This is a genomic window from Pantoea sp. ME81, from assembly GCF_903970985.1.
Lineage (GTDB): Bacteria > Pseudomonadota > Gammaproteobacteria > Enterobacterales > Enterobacteriaceae > Pantoea > Pantoea communis.
The window spans coordinates 1-4375 of record NZ_CAJCKS010000279.1; the positions used below are offsets into that span (position 1 = coordinate 1).

The following is a 4375-nucleotide window of genomic DNA, read 5'->3' on the forward strand; positions in this document are numbered from 1 at the left end:
ATTGCTGGCAATGGGGGCGCTCATACCCAAGCCTCGGGTGATGATGTTGGCACGCGGGACATCAGCGCCCAACGCCCATTGCGTCGCCACGGCATCGGCACGTTTCAGTGACAGCTGCTGGTTATAATCCGCCTTGCCGTAATTATCCGTATGACCGTCAATCCGGACATGCTGAATACCCGTCGCTGAGAGATTTTTCGCCATATTGGCGATGTTGGCTTTACTGGTCGCGGTGAGTTCAGACTCATTTAACCCAAACAGGATTTTGTCCGATAAACCTAATCCCCAGCCTTCCATGTTTTCAGTAAAGCCCGCGCTTTGCATCGCTGCAATCTGTGCGGCGGTGAAACGACCTTTTGACTGACATCCCCCGCACACCAGAATACACAGCAGCAGAAAGAGTTTGATTTTCATACCCGTACCTTACTTATCCCTTTGTTTTTGTACATATGCATATCCGCACGTTCCAGAATTGATTGCACCGTATCGCCATGCTGCGACCAGGCGTAACCTATAGTGACCGAGGTGGTTATCGGTGTGCCTTCCGCGATCATAATCTTCTGCGCAATGGCTTCCCTGATCTCCTCTGTCAGCTGCAGCAGCTGTTTCTCAGTCGCGCGGCTGGTTATTAACATCGCAAACTCATCACCGCCGAGGCGCGCGACCATATCCTGTTTGTAGGCCAGTGCAAGCAGGCGGGAACCGATGGCTTTCAGCACCTCATCGCCCGCCGCATGTCCCCAGTTATCATTGATGCTCTTGAATCGATCGCCATCCAGGAACAGCAACACAAAGCGCTCATGAGCGAATTGGCCATCAAGCAATCGGGTTAATTGCGTGACAAAGGCGGCGCGGTTGGCCAGTCCGGTGAGCGGATCTTCCAACGCTTTCGCCGCTAACGACCGGTTATCACGCAGTAACGAAGCCTGTAATGATTGCATCTCTGCGAGCAACGAGTTGAGATCGTCCGAAAACAGCTGAAACTCTTTGGTCGGGCTCTCGGGAATACGCAGCGAAAAGTCCCCCGAGCTGATGACGTAATGAATCGAGCTGGTGATATTGCGCAGCGTCTGCAAAATGCCCCGATGCAAGAATGCGCTCAGCATAAAGGCGACGATCAGCACACACAGCATACCGCTGGATAAAATCATCACTGAGTAACGGATAAAATCCGTCGCCCCTTTGACCGTACCCGCCAGCGTCAACGTTCCGACGACATTTTCCGCGTGATTGATATTCACGCTCAGCGGGCGCGCGTAGATCCATTCGCGTAAGAAGTTCTCATACCAGCCATCCTGCTGCTGTTGATCTTGCCAGTTAACCAGCACCGTTTGGTCGTCCGTTACCAGTTTCGCCGTAGCAAACATGCCTTCATTGCCCAACATGGCAATTTTTTTGTGGGCGTCATAACTGTCTTCAAAGACGGTGGCAGCGGTCAGGCTGTTGCTCAGCGTTGCGGCAATCAACTCCAGGTTGCGCTTCTCATAACGCTTGATGAAAAGTAACGAAGTGGAGGTCAGCAGCAACCAGCACAGCAACAAGATAACGGCGGAGTTGATGATGCTGATCTTGCGCAGCCTGATGCGGATAGATGATTTTTCATTTTTGATTTTTTCAAATTTCATCTTATTGGCTTCCTTTGCGCGACAGCAATAACACATCCGGACTCACGCGAACGCCACTGCGAGCCAGTGAATCAAGGTTTACGGCAAACATCGGATGATCGGCATTAAAAATAAGACAGAAAGCGGCTCCAATGGCGCAATCGGTATTATTTTCAGCCAGAGAGAGAACGGCATGGCCTTTCTCCAGGCTGAGCAATTCGGTCTGTTGCTGCGGCGACTGATCCCCGAAATAGAGGGCATCACAGCGATTGCTGGCTAACTCGGTTTCACTGTTGAGATAGACCACGCTAAAGGGCAGCGATGTCGCGGTGGCACTGGCAGGAAAATTGACGTGGCGCGCAGAATTGAACACACACAACTGTGGGGCGTCGTGCAACGCCGGCCAGCGGGTGAAGCTAATGATGCCGCTGACAATACGGTTGGCTTTGTCATCTTTCGTCGCGGGGTTTTGCGCCGCAGCAGCAGGCAGGGATAGCGGCAATATCAACAGTGCCAGCGAACCGATGCAGATCAGTGCGGCTTTAAGCTGAGCCAAAAGCAGAAATAAAACTTCACGAGGGTGAAGACGAGGTTCAAAACGTAACATGACGCTATTCCGCTGGGTTCAACCCGCAAATAGTACCATCGGCATTTATAAAAGAGTACAGGTGTTCAATAGCGGAAAACGCGGACTATTTACTCTGGCAGGATAATCAGTTCCAATCATTAATAGAGAATTTAATGCAGTATTTATCTAAACATGCCGGGCGAACTGACATCGCCCGGCAGTGAATCGCAAAGATTATTCACTTAAATCGCGGCCATTGCTGGCAATCACTTTTTTATACCACCAGAAAGATTTTTTGCGGGTGCGCGCCAGTGAGCCATTGCCTTGATCATCACGATCGACGTAAACAAAGCCGTAGCGTTTACTCATCTCGCCCGTTGAGGCTGCGACCAGATCAATGCATCCCCAGGTGGTGTAACCTATCACCGGGATGCCATCGGCTATCGCTTCGCCCATTGCCTGAATGTGCTGCTTCAGGTAGCTGATACGGTAATCGTCATGGATCTCGCCGTTGGCATCGATTTCATCGCGCGCCCCCAGGCCGTTTTCCACCAAAAATAGCGGCTTTTGATAGCGGTCATACATCATGTTCATGGTGATGCGCAGGCCTAAGGGATCGATGCCCCAGCCCCATGCGCTACGGGGAATGTGCGGGTTGGTCAGCGATTTCACCACGTTCGCCGCACTGCTGTTTTTCTCGTTCATATCGGCTGAGGCACAGCGGGACGCGTAGTAGCTGAAGGAAACGAAATCCACCGTGTGACGCAGGAGTTCTGCGTCACCGTCTTGCCACTCAATTTCAATGCCTTTCTCGCGGAACACGCGAGCTGCGTAGGAAGGATAAGCACCGCGCGCCTGCACATCGATAAAGAACAGGTTCTCGCGATCTTTTTCCAGCGCCGCCCAGACATCTTCAGGGTTACATGACCAGGGATAGAAATTGCCACCCGCCAGCATGCAGCCGACCTGATTTTCGGGGTCAATCTCGTGTGCAATTTTCGTCACCAGTGCACTGGCGACCAGTTCATGATGGGCCGCCTGGTATTTAACCTGCTCTCGATTATCCTCTGGTCCGAAGACCAGACCAGCGCCAGAGAACGGGCTGTGCAGCAGAATGTTGATCTCGTTAAACGTCAGCCAATATTTCACCAGTCCGTTGAAAGCGTCAAAGCAGGTGCGGGCATAGCGGGCGAAGAATTCAATCATCTTGCGGTTGCGCCATGAACCGTACTCGGTAACTAAATGCATCGGTACGTCAAAATGGCATAACGTCACCAGCGGCGTGATGCCATATTTTTGGCACTCTTCGAACAGGCTGCGATAGAAATCGATACCTTCAGGATTTGGCGTTAACTCATCGCCTTTCGGGTAGATGCGGCTCCAGGCGATGGACGTACGAAACACGGTGAAGCCCATTTCCGCCATCAACGCGATGTCATCTTTGTAACGACGATAAAAATCGATGGCATCGTGGCTCGGATAGTATTCATCATCACGCAAGGTGAAGCGCGGTTCCAGCCCGAGTTTGACCGGCATGCGGTGTTCGCCATGCGGGATCATATCCACCGTGGTTAAGCCTTTACCGCCCGCCAGATAGCTCCCCTCCGACTGATTAGCGGCTAACGCGCCGCCCCATAAAAATCCCTCTGGAAATGTCACTTCAGACATAAAAAACCTCAGTTAATCAATTCACATTGACGGCTTTAGCAGGATCCACAACCGGTTTAGGCTGCGCTGTTTCACTCACCGGAATATCTTCAAAGCCAAGAATCAGGGTCAGAACAAATGAAAGCACCACCGACAACACCATCACGCCACCCACCCACACAATGCTCATCGGGTTGGCCGGATCAAAAAACTGTACGCTGGTAAACAAGCCGGGTGAGGCCATGGAGTGGCTGGCGAGCCCGCCGATGCCGGCTACCGCGCCACAGATAAATCCGCTGATCAGGCTGGCGATCAGTGGTCGTTTGAGTCGCACCGCAACACCATAGAGAGCGGGTTCCGAGATCCCAGCCACAATCGCTGAAGCTGCTGCGGCAAACGCGGTCTGACGCAATTCCGGATTCTTGGTTTTGAAGGCTACGGCCAGCGATGAGCCGCCGAGTGACAGATTGGCGCCGATTTCAGATGGCATCACCATGCCTTCTTTGCCGGTTTCCGCAATAGTCTGGATGATGGTCGGGGTGAAGACGCGGTGCAT

5 protein-coding genes are annotated in these 4375 nt (G+C 52.4%); all 5 read right to left on the reverse strand.

Features of this window, described 5'->3' with window-relative positions; translation table 11 throughout:
- On the reverse strand, positions 1-414 hold a 414-nt coding region (locus tag H7A81_RS26100; protein ID WP_182059207.1), incomplete at its 3' end, for an OmpA family protein.
- Positions 411-1625 carry a diguanylate cyclase domain-containing protein gene (locus tag H7A81_RS26105; protein WP_058961349.1) on the reverse strand — a complete coding sequence of 405 codons (1215 nt, stop codon included), beginning with the start codon at positions 1623-1625 and terminating at the stop codon, positions 411-413. The genes H7A81_RS26105 and H7A81_RS26100, both read right to left, overlap by 4 nt.
- A 1-nt stretch (position 1626) precedes the next feature.
- On the reverse strand, positions 1627-2211 hold the full coding sequence (locus H7A81_RS26110) for a YfiR family protein (RefSeq protein ID WP_182059208.1): 585 nt from the start codon (positions 2209-2211) through the stop codon (positions 1627-1629).
- A gap of 195 nt (positions 2212-2406) precedes the next feature.
- Positions 2407-3840, reverse strand: a complete 1434-nt coding sequence (locus H7A81_RS26115; protein WP_182059209.1) for a 6-phospho-beta-glucosidase — start codon at positions 3838-3840, stop codon at positions 2407-2409.
- Between the two features lie 16 nt (positions 3841-3856).
- Positions 3857-4375: PTS transporter subunit EIIC (locus tag H7A81_RS26120; RefSeq protein WP_370529998.1), on the reverse strand; the 519-nt coding region annotated here is incomplete at its 5' end.